The sequence below is a fragment of the Streptomyces sp. NPDC043176 genome, from assembly GCF_056436715.1.
Window position 1 is genome coordinate 98,447 of the sequence record NZ_JBWKCA010000020.1, and the last position, 16,764, is coordinate 115,210.

General features: G+C 71.8%; 14 protein-coding genes. All 14 read left to right on the plus strand.

Annotated elements, in window-relative coordinates; all coding sequences use genetic code 11:
* Nucleotides 1-92 precede the first annotated feature (92 nt).
* The gene (gene pyrR, locus AC067A_RS28245; protein WP_479245295.1) at nt 93-659 is read left to right on the plus strand and encodes a bifunctional pyr operon transcriptional regulator/uracil phosphoribosyltransferase PyrR; all 567 of its coding nucleotides are present in this window, start codon (nt 93-95) and stop codon (nt 657-659) included.
* Nucleotides 660-743: 84 nt separating this feature from the next.
* Complete coding sequence (locus tag AC067A_RS28250; RefSeq protein ID WP_479245296.1) at nt 744-1,724, plus strand: aspartate carbamoyltransferase catalytic subunit; 981 nt, start codon at nt 744-746, stop codon at nt 1,722-1,724.
* Between the two features lie 2 nt (nt 1,725-1,726).
* Complete coding sequence (locus AC067A_RS28255) at nt 1,727-3,016, plus strand: dihydroorotase (RefSeq protein ID WP_479245297.1); 1,290 nt, start codon at nt 1,727-1,729, stop codon at nt 3,014-3,016.
* Nucleotides 3,013-3,585, plus strand: coding sequence for a PH-like domain-containing protein (locus tag AC067A_RS28260; RefSeq protein ID WP_479245298.1), 573 nt, complete (start codon nt 3,013-3,015; stop codon nt 3,583-3,585). The genes AC067A_RS28255 and AC067A_RS28260 overlap by 4 nt, the downstream gene beginning before the upstream one ends.
* On the plus strand, nt 3,582-4,730 hold the full coding sequence (gene carA, locus AC067A_RS28265) for a glutamine-hydrolyzing carbamoyl-phosphate synthase small subunit (RefSeq protein WP_479245299.1): 1,149 nt from the start codon (nt 3,582-3,584) through the stop codon (nt 4,728-4,730). Before AC067A_RS28260 ends, carA begins: the two co-directional genes overlap by 4 nt.
* Nucleotides 4,723-8,031 carry a carbamoyl-phosphate synthase large subunit gene (gene carB, locus AC067A_RS28270; RefSeq protein WP_479245300.1) on the plus strand — a complete coding sequence of 1,103 codons (3,309 nt, stop codon included), beginning with the start codon at nt 4,723-4,725 and terminating at the stop codon, nt 8,029-8,031. Before carA ends, carB begins: the two co-directional genes overlap by 8 nt.
* Nucleotides 8,032-8,104: 73 nt before the next feature.
* The gene (locus AC067A_RS28275; RefSeq protein ID WP_479245301.1) at nt 8,105-9,214 is read left to right on the plus strand and encodes a quinone-dependent dihydroorotate dehydrogenase; all 1,110 of its coding nucleotides are present in this window, start codon (nt 8,105-8,107) and stop codon (nt 9,212-9,214) included.
* Nucleotides 9,211-10,047 (plus strand): orotidine-5'-phosphate decarboxylase, encoded by an 837-nt coding sequence (gene pyrF / locus AC067A_RS28280; protein ID WP_479245302.1) that lies wholly within the window; start codon nt 9,211-9,213, stop codon nt 10,045-10,047. The genes AC067A_RS28275 and pyrF overlap by 4 nt, the downstream gene beginning before the upstream one ends.
* Before the next feature lie 353 nt (nt 10,048-10,400).
* Nucleotides 10,401-10,724: an integration host factor gene (locus AC067A_RS28285; protein ID WP_017242220.1), complete on the plus strand. Its 324-nt coding sequence runs from the start codon at nt 10,401-10,403 to the stop codon at nt 10,722-10,724.
* Nucleotides 10,725-10,773: 49 nt separating this feature from the next.
* A complete protein-coding gene (gene gmk, locus AC067A_RS28290; RefSeq protein WP_479245303.1) occupies nt 10,774-11,361 on the plus strand; it encodes a guanylate kinase in 588 nt (195 codons plus the stop codon).
* Nucleotides 11,362-11,423: 62 nt separating this feature from the next.
* A complete protein-coding gene (gene rpoZ, locus AC067A_RS28295; protein ID WP_017242218.1) occupies nt 11,424-11,696 on the plus strand; it encodes a DNA-directed RNA polymerase subunit omega in 273 nt (90 codons plus the stop codon).
* Nucleotides 11,697-11,816: 120 nt separating this feature from the next.
* Nucleotides 11,817-13,028: a bifunctional phosphopantothenoylcysteine decarboxylase/phosphopantothenate--cysteine ligase CoaBC gene (coaBC, locus tag AC067A_RS28300; RefSeq protein ID WP_479245304.1), complete on the plus strand. Its 1,212-nt coding sequence runs from the start codon at nt 11,817-11,819 to the stop codon at nt 13,026-13,028.
* A gap of 264 nt (nt 13,029-13,292) precedes the next feature.
* Nucleotides 13,293-14,501 (plus strand): methionine adenosyltransferase, encoded by a 1,209-nt coding sequence (gene metK / locus AC067A_RS28305; RefSeq protein ID WP_479245305.1) that lies wholly within the window; start codon nt 13,293-13,295, stop codon nt 14,499-14,501.
* A 93-nt stretch (nt 14,502-14,594) separates the two neighbouring features.
* Entirely contained in the window at nt 14,595-16,724 is a 2,130-nt protein-coding gene (locus tag AC067A_RS28310; protein WP_479245306.1) for a primosomal protein N', read from the plus strand.
* Nucleotides 16,725-16,764 lie beyond the last annotated feature (40 nt).

Consider the following 16,764-nt stretch of genomic DNA (forward strand, 5'->3'; position numbering starts at 1 on the left):
GGCGCCGCCGCCCGGCCCTGGTAAAGTGAACGGCGCAATTCCGACGTCCTTTAAGAGCCGTCCCGTGAGGCGGAGAAGGAGGTCCGTTTCCCATGGACACCCAGCAGTACGAAGGCGATGACGCCCGGCCCGTCCTCGAGGCCCCCGACATCGCGCGGGTCCTGACCCGCATCGCCCACGAGATCGTCGAGCGCGCCAAGGGCGCCGACGACGTGGTCCTCCTCGGCATTCCCACCCGCGGCGTGTTCCTCGCCCGCCGGCTCGCCGAGAAGCTCGAGTCGATCACCGGCGCCAAGGTCCCGGTCGGCTCCCTCGACATCACCATGTACCGGGACGACCTCCGGCTGAAGCCCGCCCGCGCCATCGGCCGCACCGAGATCCCCGGTGACGGCGTCGACGGCCGCCTGGTCGTCCTCGTCGACGACGTGCTCTTCTCCGGCCGCACCATCCGCGCCGCCCTCGACGCCCTCGGCGACATCGGCCGCCCGCGCGCCGTCCAGCTCGCGGTCCTCGTCGACCGCGGCCACCGCGAACTCCCGATCCGCGCCGACTACGTCGGCAAGAACCTCCCCACGTCGCTGCGGGAGACGGTCAAGGTCCAGCTCGCCGAGGAGGACGGTCGCGACACCGTGCTGCTCGGCACCAGGACCGCCTCCTAGCCGGACCGGCCTGCCCGCGGGTCCGGGGCACACCCCTGCGCTCCCGCATGTCCTCACACCTCCCCACCACGGAGAGACACCCCGATGATGCGTCACCTCATCTCGGCCGCCGACCTCACCCGCGACGACGCCGTCCAGATCCTCGACACGGCCGAGGAGATGGCCCGGGTGGCCGACCGGCCGATCAAGAAGCTGCCGACCCTGCGCGGCCGGACCATCTGCAACCTGTTCTTCGAGGACTCCACCCGGACCCGGATCTCCTTCGAGGCGGCCGAGAAGCGCCTCTCCGCCGACGTGATCAACTTCGCGGCCAAGGGCTCCAGCGTCTCCAAGGGCGAGTCCCTCAAGGACACCGCGCAGACCCTGGAGGCCATGGGCGTCGACGCGGTCGTCATCCGGCACGGCGCCTCCGGCGCGCCCTACCGGCTCGCCACCTCCGGCTGGATCGACGCCCCCGTCATCAACGCCGGCGACGGCACCCACCAGCACCCCACCCAGGCCCTCCTGGACGCCTTCACCATGCGCCGCCGCCTGGTCGGCCGCGACGCCGGCCTCGGCCAGGACCTCGCGGGCAAGCGGATCACGCTGGTGGGCGACGTCCTGCACAGCCGGGTCGCCCGCTCCAACGTCGACCTGCTCCACACCCTCGGCGCCGAGGTCACCCTGGTGGCCCCGCCCACCCTGGTCCCCGTCGGCGTCGAGACCTGGCCCTGCGAGATCTCGTACGACCTCGACAGCGTGCTGCCGAAGTCCGACGCGGTGATGATGCTGCGTGTGCAGCGCGAGCGGATGAACGCCGCCTTCTTCCCGACCGAGCGCGAGTACTCGCGCCGCTACGGGCTCGACGGCGAGCGGATGGCGAAGATGCCCGAGCACGCCATCGTCATGCACCCCGGACCCATGGTCCGCGGCATGGAGATCACCGCCGAGGTCGCCGACTCCGACCGCTGCACGGTCGTCGAGCAGGTCAGCAACGGCGTCTCCGTCCGGATGGCCGTCCTCTACCTGCTTCTGGGCGGCAACGAGTCCGCCGTCAGCCACACCCGTACCGAGGAGAGCAAGTAACCATGAGCAAGATCCTTATCCGCGGTGCGAAGGTCCTCGGCGGCGAGGCCCAGGACGTCCTCATCGACGGCGAGACCATCGTCGAGGTCGGACCCGGGGTGTCGGCCGACGGCGTCACCCAGGTCATCGAGGCGAGCGGCCAGATCCTGCTGCCCGGCCTGGTCGACCTCCACACCCACCTGCGCGAGCCCGGCCGCGAGGACTCCGAGACCGTCCTCACCGGCACCCGCGCCGCCGCCTCCGGCGGCTACACCGCCGTCTTCGCCATGGCCAACACCCACCCGGTCGCCGACACCGCCGGCGTCGTCGAGCAGGTCTACCGCCTCGGCAAGGAGTCCGGCTACTGCGACGTGCAGCCCATCGGCGCCGTCACCGTCGGCCTGGAGGGCAGGAAGCTCGCCGAGCTCGGCGCCATGCACGACTCCGCCGCCGGCGTCACCGTCTTCTCCGACGACGGCAAGTGCGTCGACGACGCCGTGATCATGCGCCGCGCCCTGGAGTACGTGAAGGCCTTCGGCGGCGTCGTCGCCCAGCACGCCCAGGAGCCCCGCCTCACCGAGGGTGCCCAGATGAACGAGGGCATCGTCTCCGCCGAACTCGGTCTCGGCGGCTGGCCGGCCGTCGCCGAGGAGTCGATCATCGCCCGCGACGTCCTCCTCGCCGAGCACGTCGGCTCCCGCGTCCACATCTGCCACCTCTCCACCGCCGGCTCCGTCGAGATCGTCCGCTGGGCCAAGTCCCGCGGCATCGACGTCACCGCCGAGGTCACCCCGCACCACCTCCTCCTCACGGACGAGCTGGTCCGCTCGTACAACCCGGTCTACAAGGTCAACCCGCCGCTGCGCACCGAGAAGGACGTCCTCGCCCTGCGCGAGGCGCTGGCCGACGGCACGATCGACATCGTCGCCACCGACCACGCCCCGCACCCGCACGAGGACAAGGACTGCGAGTGGGCCGCGGCCGCCATGGGCATGGTCGGCCTGGAGACCGCGCTCTCCGTCGTCCAGCAGACGATGGTCGAGACCGGCCTCCTCGACTGGGCCGGCGTCGCCGACCGGATGTCCTTCGCCCCCGCGCGCATCGGACGGGCGAGCGGCCACGGACGCCCCGTCTCGGCTGGTGAGCCCGCGAACCTCACGCTGGTCGATCCGGCTTACCGTGGTGTCGTGGACCCCGCGGACTTCGCCTCCCGCAGCCGCAACACCCCCTACGAGGGTCGCGAGCTGCCGGGACGCGTCACCCACACCTTCCTGCGGGGCCGGGCAACGGTCGTGGACGGGAAGCTGGCGTGACACCACTCATCACAATCGCCGCGGAGGCAGCCGATCAGAAGTCGGCGGAGGTGACCGACTGGGCCGGCAGGCTCGGCTGGGTCGCCGGACTGCTGCTCTTCATCGCCTTCGTCTACTGGCTGATGCGCCAGGGATGGAAATGGCGCGGCAGCCTCCAGTCGGACCTGCCCGAGCTGCCCACCGCGCCGCAGGAGCCCGGTGCGGCGAGACTGACTCTCAGCGGGCGCTACCACGGGTCCACGACCGCCGGGCAGTGGCTCGACCGGATCGTCGCCCACGGCCTCGGCACCCGCAGCCGCGTCGAGCTCACCCTCACCGACGCCGGGATCGCGGTCGTACGCCCCGGGGCGAACGACTTCTTCGTCCCGGCCGACGCCCTGCGCGAGGCCCGCCTCGACAAGGGCATCGCGGGCAAGGTCCTCGCCGAGGGCGGCCTGCTGATCGTCACCTGGGCCCACGGCGAGAAGCTGCTCGACTCCGGCTTCCGCTCCGACCGGGCGGCCGAGCACACCGCCTGGGTCGAAGCCATCAATTCCATGACCGACACGACGGAAGGCATCGCACGATGACGACCTCCACCAGGGGAGCCGCCAAGGCTCCCGCCGTACTCGTCCTGGAGGACGGCCGCATCTTCCGCGGCCGCGCCTACGGGGCCGTGGGGGAGACCTTCGGCGAGGCCGTGTTCTCCACCGGCATGACCGGCTACCAGGAGACCCTCACCGACCCGTCGTACCACCGCCAGGTCGTCGTCATGACGGCCCCGCACGTCGGCAACACCGGCGTCAACGACGAGGACCCCGAGTCCGGCCGCATCTGGGTCTCCGGCTACGTCGTCCGCGACCCCGCCCGCGTCTCCTCCAACTGGCGCTCCCGGCGCTCGCTGGACGAGGAGCTGGAGCGCCAGGGCGTCGTCGGCATCTCCGGCATCGACACCCGCGCCCTCACCCGCCACCTGCGCGAGCGCGGCGCCATGCGCGTCGGCATCTTCTCCGGCGACGCCTGGACCGGCGTCCGCGACGAGGCCCTCCTCGCCAAGGTGCAGGAGCAGCCCCAGATGAAGGGCGCGAACCTCGCCGCCGAGGTCGCCACCAAGGAGACGTACGTCGTCCCCGCGATCGGCACGAAGAAGTTCACCGTCGCCGCCGTCGACCTCGGCATCAAGGGCATGACCCCGCACCGGATGGCCGAGCGCGGCATCGAGGTCCACGTGCTGCCCGCCACCGCCACCGCCGAGGACATCTACGCGGTGAACCCGGACGGCGTCTTCTTCTCCAACGGCCCGGGCGACCCGGCCACGGCCGACGGCCCCGTCGCCGTCATGCGCGCCGTCCTGGAGCGCAGGACCCCGCTCTTCGGCATCTGCTTCGGCAACCAGATCCTCGGCCGAGCCCTCGGCTTCGGCACCTACAAGCTGAAGTACGGCCACCGGGGCATCAACCAGCCCGTCCAGGACCGCACCACCGGCAAGGTCGAGGTCACCGCGCACAACCACGGCTTCGCCGTCGACGCGCCCCTCGACAAGGTCTCCGACACCCCCTTCGGGCGCGCCGAGGTCTCCCACGTCTGCCTGAACGACGACGTCGTGGAAGGCCTCCAGCTGCTCGACCAGCCGGCCTTCTCCGTCCAGTACCACCCCGAGGCGGCCGCGGGCCCGCACGACGCCGCGTACCTCTTCGACCGCTTCGTATCCCTGATGGAGGCCGAGCGTGCCTAAGCGCACCGATATCCAGTCCGTCCTGGTCATCGGCTCCGGCCCGATCGTCATCGGCCAGGCCGCCGAGTTCGACTACTCCGGCACCCAGGCGTGCCGCATCCTCAAGGCCGAGGGCCTGCGGGTGATCCTGGTCAACTCCAACCCGGCCACGATCATGACCGACCCGGAGATCGCCGACGCCACGTACGTCGAGCCGATCACCCCCGAGTTCGTCGAGAAGATCATCGCCAAGGAGCGCCCCGACGCGCTCCTGCCCACCCTCGGCGGCCAGACCGCGCTCAACACCGCGATCTCCATGCACGAGCAGGGCGTCCTGGAGAAGTACGGCGTCGAGCTCATCGGCGCCAACGTCGAGGCCATCCACAAGGGCGAGGACCGCGACCTCTTCAAGGGCGTCGTCGAGGCCGTCAAGGCCAAGATCGGCTACGGCGAGTCCGCCCGCTCGGTCATCTGCCACTCCATGGACGACGTCCTCAAGGGCGTCGAGACGCTCGGCGGCTACCCCGTCGTCGTCCGCCCCTCCTTCACCATGGGCGGCGCTGGCTCCGGCTTCGCCCACGACGAGGACGAGCTGCGCCGCATCGCCGGCCAGGGCCTCACGCTCTCCCCGACCACCGAGGTGCTCCTGGAGGAGTCCATCCTCGGCTGGAAGGAGTACGAGCTGGAGCTGATGCGCGACAAGGCCGACAACGTCGTGGTCGTCTGCTCCATCGAGAACTTCGACCCGATGGGCGTCCACACCGGTGACTCGATCACCGTCGCCCCGGCGATGACCCTCACCGACCGCGAGTACCAGCGGCTCCGCGACATCGGCATCGCGATCATCCGCGAGGTCGGCGTCGACACCGGCGGCTGCAACATCCAGTTCGCGATCGACCCGGTCGACGGCCGGATCATCGTCATCGAGATGAACCCCCGCGTCTCCCGCTCCTCGGCGCTCGCCTCCAAGGCGACCGGCTTCCCGATCGCCAAGATCGCGGCCCGCCTCGCCGTCGGCTACACGCTGGACGAGATCCCGAACGACATCACGGAGAAGACCCCGGCGTCCTTCGAGCCCACGCTCGACTACGTCGTCGTCAAGGCCCCGCGCTTCGCCTTCGAGAAGTTCCCGCAGGCAGACTCCACCCTCACCACGACCATGAAGTCGGTCGGCGAGGCCATGGCGATCGGCCGCAACTTCACCGAGGCCCTGCAGAAGGCCCTGCGCTCCCTGGAGAAGAAGGGCTCGCAGTTCACCTTCGTCGGCGAGCCCGGCGACAAGGCCGAGCTGCTGCGCGAGTCCGTCCGCCCGACCGACGGCCGCATCAACACGGTCATGCAGGCCATCCGCGCCGGTGCCACCCCGCAGGAGGTCTTCGACGCCACGAAGATCGACCCGTGGTTCGTCGACCAGCTCTTCCTGATCAAGGAGATCGCCGACGAGCTGGCCGACGCCGAGAAGCTCGAGCCCGAGCTCCTCGCCGAGGCCAAGCGCCACGGCTTCTCCGACGCCCAGATCGCCGAGATCCGCGGCCTGCGCGAGGACGTCGTCCGCGAGGTCCGGCACGCCCTCGGCGTCCGCCCGGTCTACAAGACGGTCGACACCTGCGCCGCCGAGTTCGCCGCCAAGACCCCGTACTTCTACTCCTCGTACGACGAGGAGAGCGAGGTCGCCCCGCGCGAGAAGCCCGCCGTGATCATCCTGGGCTCCGGCCCGAACCGCATCGGCCAGGGCATCGAGTTCGACTACTCCTGCGTCCACGCCTCCTTCGCCCTGAGCGACGCCGGCTACGAGACCGTGATGGTCAACTGCAACCCGGAGACCGTCTCCACCGACTACGACACCTCCGACCGCCTGTACTTCGAGCCGCTGACGCTCGAGGACGTGCTGGAGATCGTCCACGCCGAGACGCTGGCCGGCCCCGTCGCCGGCGTCGTCGTCCAGCTCGGCGGCCAGACCCCGCTGGGTCTGGCCCAGGCGCTCAAGGACAACGGCGTGCCCGTCGTCGGCACCTCCCCCGAGGCCATCCACGCCGCCGAGGACCGCGGCGCCTTCGGCCGGGTCCTCGCCGAGGCCGGCCTCCCGGCCCCGAAGCACGGCACCGCGACCACCTTCGCCGGCGCCAAGGCCATCGCCGACGAGATCGGCTACCCCGTCCTCGTGCGCCCCTCGTACGTGCTGGGCGGCCGCGGCATGGAGATCGTGTACGACGAGGCCCGCCTCGAGTCGTACATCGCCGAGTCCACCGAGATCAGCCCCACCCGGCCGGTCCTGGTCGACCGCTTCCTCGACGACGCCATCGAGATCGACGTCGACGCGCTCTACGACGGCCACGAGCTCTACCTCGGCGGCGTCATGGAGCACATCGAGGAGGCCGGCATCCACTCCGGCGACTCGGCCTGCGCCCTGCCCCCGATCACCCTCGGCGGCTTCGACATCAAGCGCCTGCGCATCTCCACCGAGGCGATCGCCAAGGGCGTCGGCGTCCGCGGCCTGATCAACATCCAGTTCGCGATGGCGGGTGACATCCTCTACGTCCTGGAGGCCAACCCGCGCGCCTCCCGGACCGTCCCCTTCACCTCGAAGGCGACCGCCGTCCCGCTCGCGAAGGCCGCCGCCCGCATCTCGCTCGGCGCCACCATCGCCGAACTGCGCGAGGAGGGCCTGCTGCCGAAGAACGGCGACGGCGGCACCCTGCCGATCGACGCGCCGATCTCCGTCAAGGAGGCCGTGATGCCGTGGAGCCGCTTCCGCGACATCCACGGGCGCGGCGTCGACACCGTCCTCGGCCCGGAGATGCGCTCCACCGGCGAGGTCATGGGCATCGACGCGGTCTTCGGCACGGCGTACGCCAAGTCGCAGGCCGGCGCCTACGGCCCGCTGCCCACCAAGGGCCGCGCGTTCATTTCCGTCGCCAACCGCGACAAGCGCTCGATGATCTTCCCGGCCCGCGAGCTCGTCGCCCACGGCTTCGAGCTGCTCGCCACCTCCGGCACCGCCGAGGTCCTCAAGCGCAACGGCATCAACGCCACGATCGTGCGCAAGCTCAGCGAGGGCGAGGGCCCGAACGGCGAGAAGACGATCGTCCAGCTGATCCACGACGGCCAGGTCGACCTGATCGTCAACACCCCGTACGGCACCGGCGGCCGCCTCGACGGCTACGAGATCCGTACGGCCGCGGTGGCCCGCAGCGTCCCGTGCCTCACCACGGTCCAGGCGCTCGCCGCCGCCGTCCAGGGCATCGACGCGCTCAACCGCGGCGACGTCGGCGTCCGCTCGCTCCAGGAACACGCGGAGCATCTGACCGCGGCCCGCGACTAGCAGCCCGTACGAAGAGGGGGACACCGGAACACAGCGGTGTCCCCCTCTTCATGAGCACACCTGGACTCCCCGCATGTACAAGTTCTTCTTCACCGTCGTCTTCAAGCGCATGGACCCCGAGAAGGCCCACTACCTGGCCTTCCGCTGGATCCGTCTGGCCGCCCGCGTCCCCGTCCTGCGCACCTTCGTCGCCGCCGTCCTCGCGCCCCGGTACGAGGAGCTCCGCACCGAGGCCCTGGGCCTGCGGATGCACGGCCCCTTCGGCCTCGCCGCCGGCTTCGACAAGAACGCCGTGGCCATCGACGGCATGTCGATGCTCGGCTTCGACCACATCGAGATCGGCACCGTCACCGGCGAGGCCCAGCCCGGCAACCCGAGGAAGCGCCTCTTCCGGCTGGTCCAGGACCGCGCCCTGATCAACCGCATGGGCTTCAACAACGAGGGTTCCGCCGCCGTCGCCGAGCGCCTCCGCGCGCGCGTGCCGGTCTTCAGGACCGTCGTCGGCGTGAACATCGGCAAGACCAAGGTCGTCCCGGAGGCCGAGGCCGCCGCCGACTACGTGAAGTCCACCGAGCGCCTCGCCGCCCACGCCGACTACCTCGTCGTGAACGTCTCCTCGCCGAACACCCCCGGGCTGCGCAACCTCCAGGCCACCGAATCCCTGCGCCCGCTGCTCACGGCCGTACGCGAGGCCGCCGACCGCTCGGTCACCGGCCGCCGCGTCCCCCTCCTGGTCAAGATCGCCCCCGACCTGGCCGACGAGGACGTCGACGCGGTCGCCGACCTCGCCCTGGAGCTCGGCCTGGACGGCATCATCGCCACCAACACCACCATCGCCCGCGAGGGCCTCGGGCTGAAGTCCGACCCCGCCCTGATCAAGGAGACCGGCGGCCTGTCCGGCGCGCCCGTCAAGGAGCGCTCCCTGGCCGTCCTGCGCCGCCTCCACGCGCGCGTGGGCGACCGCCTGGTCCTCGTGGGCGTCGGCGGCATCGAGAACGCCGAGGACGCCTGGCAGCGCATCCTCGCCGGCGCCACCCTGATCCAGGGCTACAGCGCCTTCGTCTACGAGGGCCCGTTCTACGCCCGCGCGATCCACAAGGGCCTCGCCGCGCGCCTCGCCGCCTCCCCGTACGCCACCCTCGCCGAGGCCGTCGGCGCCGACAACCGAAAGGCCGCCAAGTGACCCTCTCCTTCGGTACCCGCCTGCGCTCCGCCATGGACGAGCGCGGCCCCCTCTGCGTCGGCATCGACCCGCACGCCGCCCTGCTCGGCTCCTGGGGCCTGAGCGACGACATCGCCGGTCTCGAGCGCTTCACCTTCACCGTCGTCGAGGCGCTCGCCGAGACCGTGGCCGTCTTCAAGCCGCAGTCCGCCTTCTTCGAGCGCTTCGGCTCGCGCGGCATCGCCGTCCTGGAGCGCGCCGTGGCCGATCTGCGCGCCGCGGGCGGCCTGGTCGTGATGGACGCCAAGCGCGGTGACATCGGCTCCACCATGGCCGCGTACGCCGAGACCTTCCTGCGCAAGGACTCCCCGCTCTTCTCCGACGCCCTCACGGTCTCCCCGTACCTGGGCTACGGCTCCCTCGCGCCGGCCGTCGAGCTGGCCCGCGAGTCCGGCGCCGGGCTCTTCGTGCTGGCCCTCACCTCCAACCCGGAGGGCGCCGAGGTCCAGCGCGCGGTCCGCGAGGACGGCCGGACCATCGGCGCGACCATGCTGGCCCACCTGGCGGCGGAGAACGCGGGGGAGACCCCCCTGGGCTCCTTCGGCGCGGTCGTCGGTGCCACCCTCGGCGACCTGTCCTCGTTCGACCTGGACATCAACGGGCCGCTGCTCGCCCCCGGCATCGGTGCCCAGGGCGCGACCGCGGCCGACCTCCCCGCCGTCTTCGGCGCGGCGGTGCGCAACGTCGTCCCGAACGTCAGCCGCGGCGTCCTGAGGAACGGACCGGACGCGGCCGCTCTGCGGGACTCGGCTCACCGGTACGCGGACGAGGTCCGGGCCGCGGTCGGCGCCTGAGGGGTCCGCGGACGATCCCGCGCGGGCGTCCGGGTGATCCTCTCCGGGGTCTCCGGTCAAGCCGCAGGTGGGAGCCGTTTCGGCCCGGTGGGACGACCCGTCTCGCCGGACCGTCTCACTACTTGACGAAAACTTGGCTCAAAACAGGGTCGTTTTGCCGGAAAAGTCCTGGTCGGTCGATGCTGACCAGGACTTTTCCGCTGTTCTCGCTGACGGGAGCGGCCTCGGCCGCTAGTCTCCGGGGCAGAGCAGGCGTTCAGCACCACTGCGTTGGGCGTTGCTCCACTGGTGTGGGGGCGCTGGGTTCCTCACCGGTCCGTATCCGACAGATCGACATCCGAGGTGACGTAGGCGTGGCTCTTCCGCCCCTTACCCCTGAACAGCGCGCAGCCGCGCTCGAGAAGGCCGCCGCGGCTCGCCGGGAGCGGGCCGAGATCAAGAATCGACTCAAGCACTCCGGTGCCTCGCTCCACGAGGTGATCAAGACCGGCCAGGAGAACGACGTCATCGGCAAGATGAAGGTCTCCGCGCTCCTCGAGTCCCTGCCGGGCGTGGGCAAGGTCCGCGCCAAGCAGATCATGGAGCGTCTCGGCATCTCCGAGAGCCGCCGCGTCCGGGGTCTCGGCTCCAACCAGATCGCCTCCCTGGAGCGCGAGTTCGGCAGCACCGGCGCCTGATCCGGGACGCGCGTCCCGGGCACACCGGTAAAGCTGGAATAATCGCTGCATGGCAGCAGAGGTACGTCCGCGGCTGACCGTGCTCTCCGGCCCCTCAGGGGTCGGCAAGAGCACGGTCGTCGCTCATATGCGCAAGGTCCACCCCGAGGTCTGGCTCTCGGTGTCGGCGACGACACGGAAGCCCCGCCCCGGCGAGAAGCACGGCGTCCACTACTTCTTCGTGGCGGACGACGAGTTCGACAAGCTGATCGCCAACGGTGAGCTCCTCGAATGGGCCGAGTTCGCGGGCAACCGCTACGGCACCCCTCGCGGGGCGGTCCTCGAGCGCCTGGACTCCGGGGAGCCCGTCCTCCTGGAGATCGACCTCCAGGGCGCCCGCCAGGTCAAGGACTCCATGCCGGAGTCCCAGCTGGTCTTCCTGGCCCCGCCGAGCTGGGAGGAGCTGGTCCGCCGGCTCACCGGCCGGGGCACCGAGTCCCCCGAGGTCATCGCGCGCCGGCTGGACGCCGCGAAGGTCGAGCTGGCCGCCGAGTCGGAGTTCGACACGACGCTCGTCAACACCTCCGTCGAGGACGTCGCACGCGAGCTGCTAACGTTGATGCTGCTGTCATCTGGGGACCTGGACAACAACGGCTGAGGCCGTGGGACCCCGAACTTCACGGCATTCCTGATTTTTTCTCCATCTTCGGAAGGTAGAGCGTGTCCTCTTCCATGACTGCGCCCGAGGGCATCATCAACCCGCCGATCGACGAGCTGCTCGAGGCCACGGACTCGAAGTACAGCCTCGTGATCTACGCGGCCAAGCGCGCGCGTCAGATCAACGCGTACTACTCCCAGCTCGGCGAGGGCCTGCTGGAGTACGTGGGTCCGCTCGTCGACACCCACGTCCACGAGAAGCCGCTCTCGATCGCCCTGCGGGAGATCAACGCGGGTCTGCTGACGTCCGAGGCCATCGAGGGCCCGGCTCAGTAAGCACGTACAGCTTGTAACGCTTGTCACCACGGGCCCGGCGGAACATCCGCCGGGCCCGTGGTGTCTCATGGAGTCGTACGCATCCGAGTGCGCGTCCGAGTGCGGGGAGTCGTGGAAGTCGTGGCCAAGCCGAAGGTCGTTCTGGGGGTCAGTGGCGGCATCGCCGCCTACAAGGCGTGCGAGCTGCTGCGCCGGCTCACCGAATCGGGCCACGACGTCCGGGTCGTGCCCACCGACTCCGCCCTGCACTTCGTCGGGGCGGCCACCTGGTCCGCGCTGTCCGGCAACCCGGTCTCGACCGAGGTGTGGGAGTCCGTCCACGAGGTGCCGCACGTCCGGATCGGCCAGGGCGCCGACCTCGTCGTCGTCGCCCCCGCCACCGCCGACATGCTCGCCAAGGCGGCCCACGGCCTCGCCGACGACCTCCTCACCAACACGCTGCTCACCGCGCGCTGTCCGGTCGTCTTCGCCCCCGCCATGCACACCGAGATGTGGGAACACCCGGCGACCCAGGAGAACGTGGCCACCCTCCGCCGCCGCGGCGCCGTCGTCATCGAGCCCGCGGTCGGCCGCCTCACCGGCGTCGACACCGGCAAGGGCCGGCTGCCCGACGCGGCGGAGATCTTCGAGATCTGCCGGCGGATCCTCGCGCGCGGCGTCACCGCCCCCGACCTGGCCGGCCGGCACGTCGTGGTCAGCGCGGGCGGCACCCGCGAGCCCCTCGACCCCGTGCGCTACCTGGGCAACCGCTCCTCCGGCAAGCAGGGCTACGCGCTCGCCAGGGCGGCCGCCGCCCGGGGCGCCCGGGTGACCCTGGTCGAGGCCAACACCGGCATCCCGGACCCGGCCGGCGTCGACGTGGTCCACGTCGGCACCGCCGTCCAGCTCCGCGAGGCCGTGCTGAAGGCCGCCGCGGACGCCGACGCCGTGGTGATGGCCGCGGCCGTGGCCGACTTCCGCCCGGCGGTCTACGCCGCCGGGAAGATCAAGAAGAAGGACGACGGCGGCGCCCCCACCGTCGAGCTGGTCCGCAACCCCGACATCCTCGCCGAGCTGTCCGCCGACCGCGCACTGCCCGGCCAGGTGGTCGTCGGCTTCGCCGCCGAGACCGACGACGTCCTCGCCAACGGGCGCGAGAAGCTCCGCCGCAAGGGCTGCGACCTGCTCGTGGTCAACGAGGTGGGGGAGCGCAAGACCTTCGGCTCCGAGGAGAACGAGGCGGTCGTCCTCGCCTCGGACGGTGCCGAGACCCCTGTGCCGTACGGGCCGAAGGAAGCGCTCGCCGAGACGGTCTGGGACCTCGTCCTGCCGCGGCTGCGGGCCGCGACCTGACAGGTTTCGCCGCCCGTCGGCGCGCCGGGGGTGACGCACCGGAGGCGAGAAACGCCGGGTCGCGAGTGATCTGTGTCCCACCCGAAGAGTGATCTTCCCCTTGCCGGAGGCCGGTTCCGCGCCTCCCGTGCCATTCGTCTGGCGAGACACCTGGTCCACACCCCGACCACGACCGATAGACTGTTCGTGGAACGTCGCGGGGCGCAGCCCCCTGCCGGTCCGCGTCACGAGTAGCCAGCAGCCGCTGCAACCCCAGGGAGCGTTGTGTCCCGTCGTCTGTTCACCTCGGAGTCCGTCACCGAGGGTCACCCCGACAAGATCGCTGACCAGATCAGCGACACCATCCTCGACGCACTGCTGCGGGAGGACCCCACCTCTCGCGTCGCCGTCGAGACGCTGATCACCACCGGCCTCGTGCACGTCGCCGGTGAGGTGACCACCAAGGCGTGGGCGGACATCCCGACCCTCGTCCGGAACAAGATCCTCGAGATCGGTTACGACTCCTCGAAGAAGGGCTTCGACGGCGCCTCCTGCGGCGTGTCGGTGTCCATCGGATCCCAGTCCCCGGACATCGCCCAGGGTGTCGACACCGCGTACGAGAAGCGGGTCGAGGGTGACGAGGACGAGCTCGACAAGCAGGGCGCCGGCGACCAGGGCCTGATGTTCGGCTACGCCTCGGACGAGACCCCCGAGCTGATGCCGCTGCCGATCCACATCGCGCACCGGCTGTCCCGCCGCCTCACCGAGGTCCGCAAGAACGGGACCATCCCGTACCTGCGCCCCGACGGCAAGACCCAGGTCACCATCGAGTACGACGGCGACAAGGCAGTCCGCCTCGACACGGTCGTCGTCTCCTCGCAGCACGCCTCCGACATCGACCTGGAGTCGCTGCTCGCGCCCGACATCCGCGAGTTCGTCGTCGAGCACGTGCTCAAGCAGCTCGTCGAGGACGGCATCAAGCTCGACACCGACGGCTACCGCCTCCTGGTGAACCCGACCGGCCGCTTCGAGATCGGCGGCCCGATGGGCGACGCCGGCCTCACCGGCCGCAAGATCATCATCGACACCTACGGCGGCATGGCCCGCCACGGTGGCGGTGCCTTCTCCGGCAAGGACCCGTCCAAGGTCGACCGCTCGGCCGCCTACGCCATGCGCTGGGTCGCCAAGAACGTCGTCGCCGCCGGCCTCGCCGCGCGCTGCGAGGTCCAGGTCGCCTACGCGATCGGCAAGGCCGAGCCTGTCGGCCTCTTCGTCGAGACCTTCGGCACCAACACCGTCGAGATCGAGAAGATCGAGAACGCCATCGCCGAGGTCTTCGACCTCCGCCCGGCCGCGATCATCCGCGACCTCGACCTGCTCCGCCCGATCTACTCCCAGACCGCCGCCTACGGCCACTTCGGCCGCGAGCTGCCGGACTTCACCTGGGAGCGCACGGACCGCGTGGACGCGCTGAAGAAGGCCGCCGGCCTGTAATCGCGCGTACGCGACCGAAGCCCGGTACCCCTCGAAGAGGTGCCGGGCTTCGGTCGTGCCCGGCTGTCGGTGGCGTCTGGTAGGTATGGGGCTGTGAGCAGCGAGAACGAGAAGTCCGACGAACCCGAGCAGCTCGCGCTCATTCGGGAGACCGTGCGGACGGCGAAGGTGCCGCGGGCCAAGCCGCGGACCTGGCGCGGAGCCGCGCTGGCCAAGGAGCTGCCGGTCGCCAGGGTCGTGGTGAACAAGGGGGCGCTCCACCTCGACCAGTTCTTCGACTACGCCGTGCCCGAGGAGCTGGGCGAGGTGGCACGGCCCGGAGTGCGGGTGCGCGTGCGGTTCGGCGCCGGCGCGCACCAGGTCAAGAACGGGCGCAGGGAAGGCGGCCGGCTGATCGACGGCTTCCTCGTCGAGCGCCGGGCCACCTCGGACTACTCCGGACCGCTCGCCGCGCTCGCCGACGTCGTCTCGCCCGAACCGGTCCTCGGACCCGAACTGCTCGGTCTCGCCCGCGCCGTCGCCGACCGGTACGCGGGAAGCCTCGCGGACGTGCTCCAGCTCGCCGTGCCGCCCCGCAGCGCCCGCGCCGAAGGCCGCCCCTCCCCGGCGCCGCTGCCGCCGCCCGGCCCTCCGGAGCCGGGAAGCTGGACGCGGTACGAGCGGGGGACGGCGTTCCTGGACTCGCTGGCCCGCGGCGGGGCGCCCCGGGCGGTGTGGAACGCGCTCCCGGGGCCGTACTGGGCCGAGGAGATCGCCCGGGCCGTCGCCGCGACCCTGGCGTCGGGCCGGGGCGCGCTCGTCGTCGTCCCCGACGGCCGGGCCGCGGGCCGCGTCGACGCGGCCCTGAACGACGTCCTGGGGGAGGGGCGGCACGCGCTGCTGACCGCCGAGGCCGGACCGGAGAAGCGGTACGCGCAGTGGCTCGCGGTGCGGCGCGGAGCGGTACGGGCGGTCGTGGGCACCCGGGCCGCGATGTTCGCGCCCGTGCGGGACCTCGGGCTCGTGGTCATCTGGGACGACGGCGACGGCAGCCACAGCGAACCGCACGCCCCGCAGCCCCACGCGCGCGAGGTGCTCATCCTGCGCGCCGGCCAGGACCGGTGTGCCTTCCTGCTCGGGGGCACCGGCTGCACCGTCGAGGCGGCCCAGCTCGTCGAGTCGGGCTGGGCCGAGGCGCTGACCGCAGGCCGCGAGCAGGTCCGCAGGGCCGCCCCGCTGATCCGGACCGTCGGCGACGGCGACCTCGCCCGCGACGAGGCGGCGCGCGCGGCCCGGCTCCCCTCGCTCGCCTGGCAGACCGTGCGGGAGGGCCTCAAGAGCGGTCCGGTGCTCGTCCAGGTGCCCCGGCGGGGATACGTGCCGAAACTCGCCTGCGAGCGGTGCCGGACGCCCGCCCGCTGCCGGCACTGCGCGGGCCCCCTGGAGGCGCCCGAGCAGCAGGAGCTGCGGTGCGGCTGGTGCGGCCGGGGCGCGCCCGACTGGCACTGCGTGGCGTGCGGATCGAACCGGCTGCGCGCCCAGATCGTGGGCGCGCGGCGGACGGCGGAGGAGCTGGGCCGGGCGTTCCCGGCCGTTCCCGTACGGACCTCCGGACGCGACCACGTCCTGGACAGCGTGCCCGGGCGCCCCGCCCTCGTCGTCTCGACCCCCGGCGCCGAACCGGTCGCCGACGGCGGCTACGCGGCGGCGCTGCTCCTCGACGGCTGGGCCATGCTCGGCCGCCCCGACCTGCGGGCCGGGGAGGAGGCGCTGCGCCGCTGGATCGACGCGGCCTCGCTGGTGCGGGGCCAGGCGGACGGCGGCACGGTCGTCGTGGTGGCCGAGCCGACGCTCCGGCCCGTCCAGGCGCTGGTCCGCTGGGACCCGGTCGGGCACGCCCAGCGCGAGCTGGCCGAGCGGGCCGAGCTGGGCTTCCCGCCGGTCTCCCGGATGGCCGCGGTGACGGGCCCGCCCGAGGCCGTCGAGGGGTTCCTGGCGGCGGCCGGGCTGCCCGCGGACGCGGAGATCCTCGGGCCGGTGCCGCTGCCCGTCGTCCGTCCCGGCGGTCCCCGCAGACCCGGCGACCCGCCGCCGGGCGAGCAGTGGGAGCGCGCCCTGGTCCGCGTCCCGCCGGGGAGCGGCGCCGCCCTCGCGGCCGCGCTCAAGCAGGCACGGGCCGCCCGCATGGCGCGCGGCGGCGGTGAACCGGTCCGGATCCGCGTCGACCCGCCGGACATCGGCTGAACGGCACACCGAACGGCCTCCTGCCCGGCGTCCGCACGGA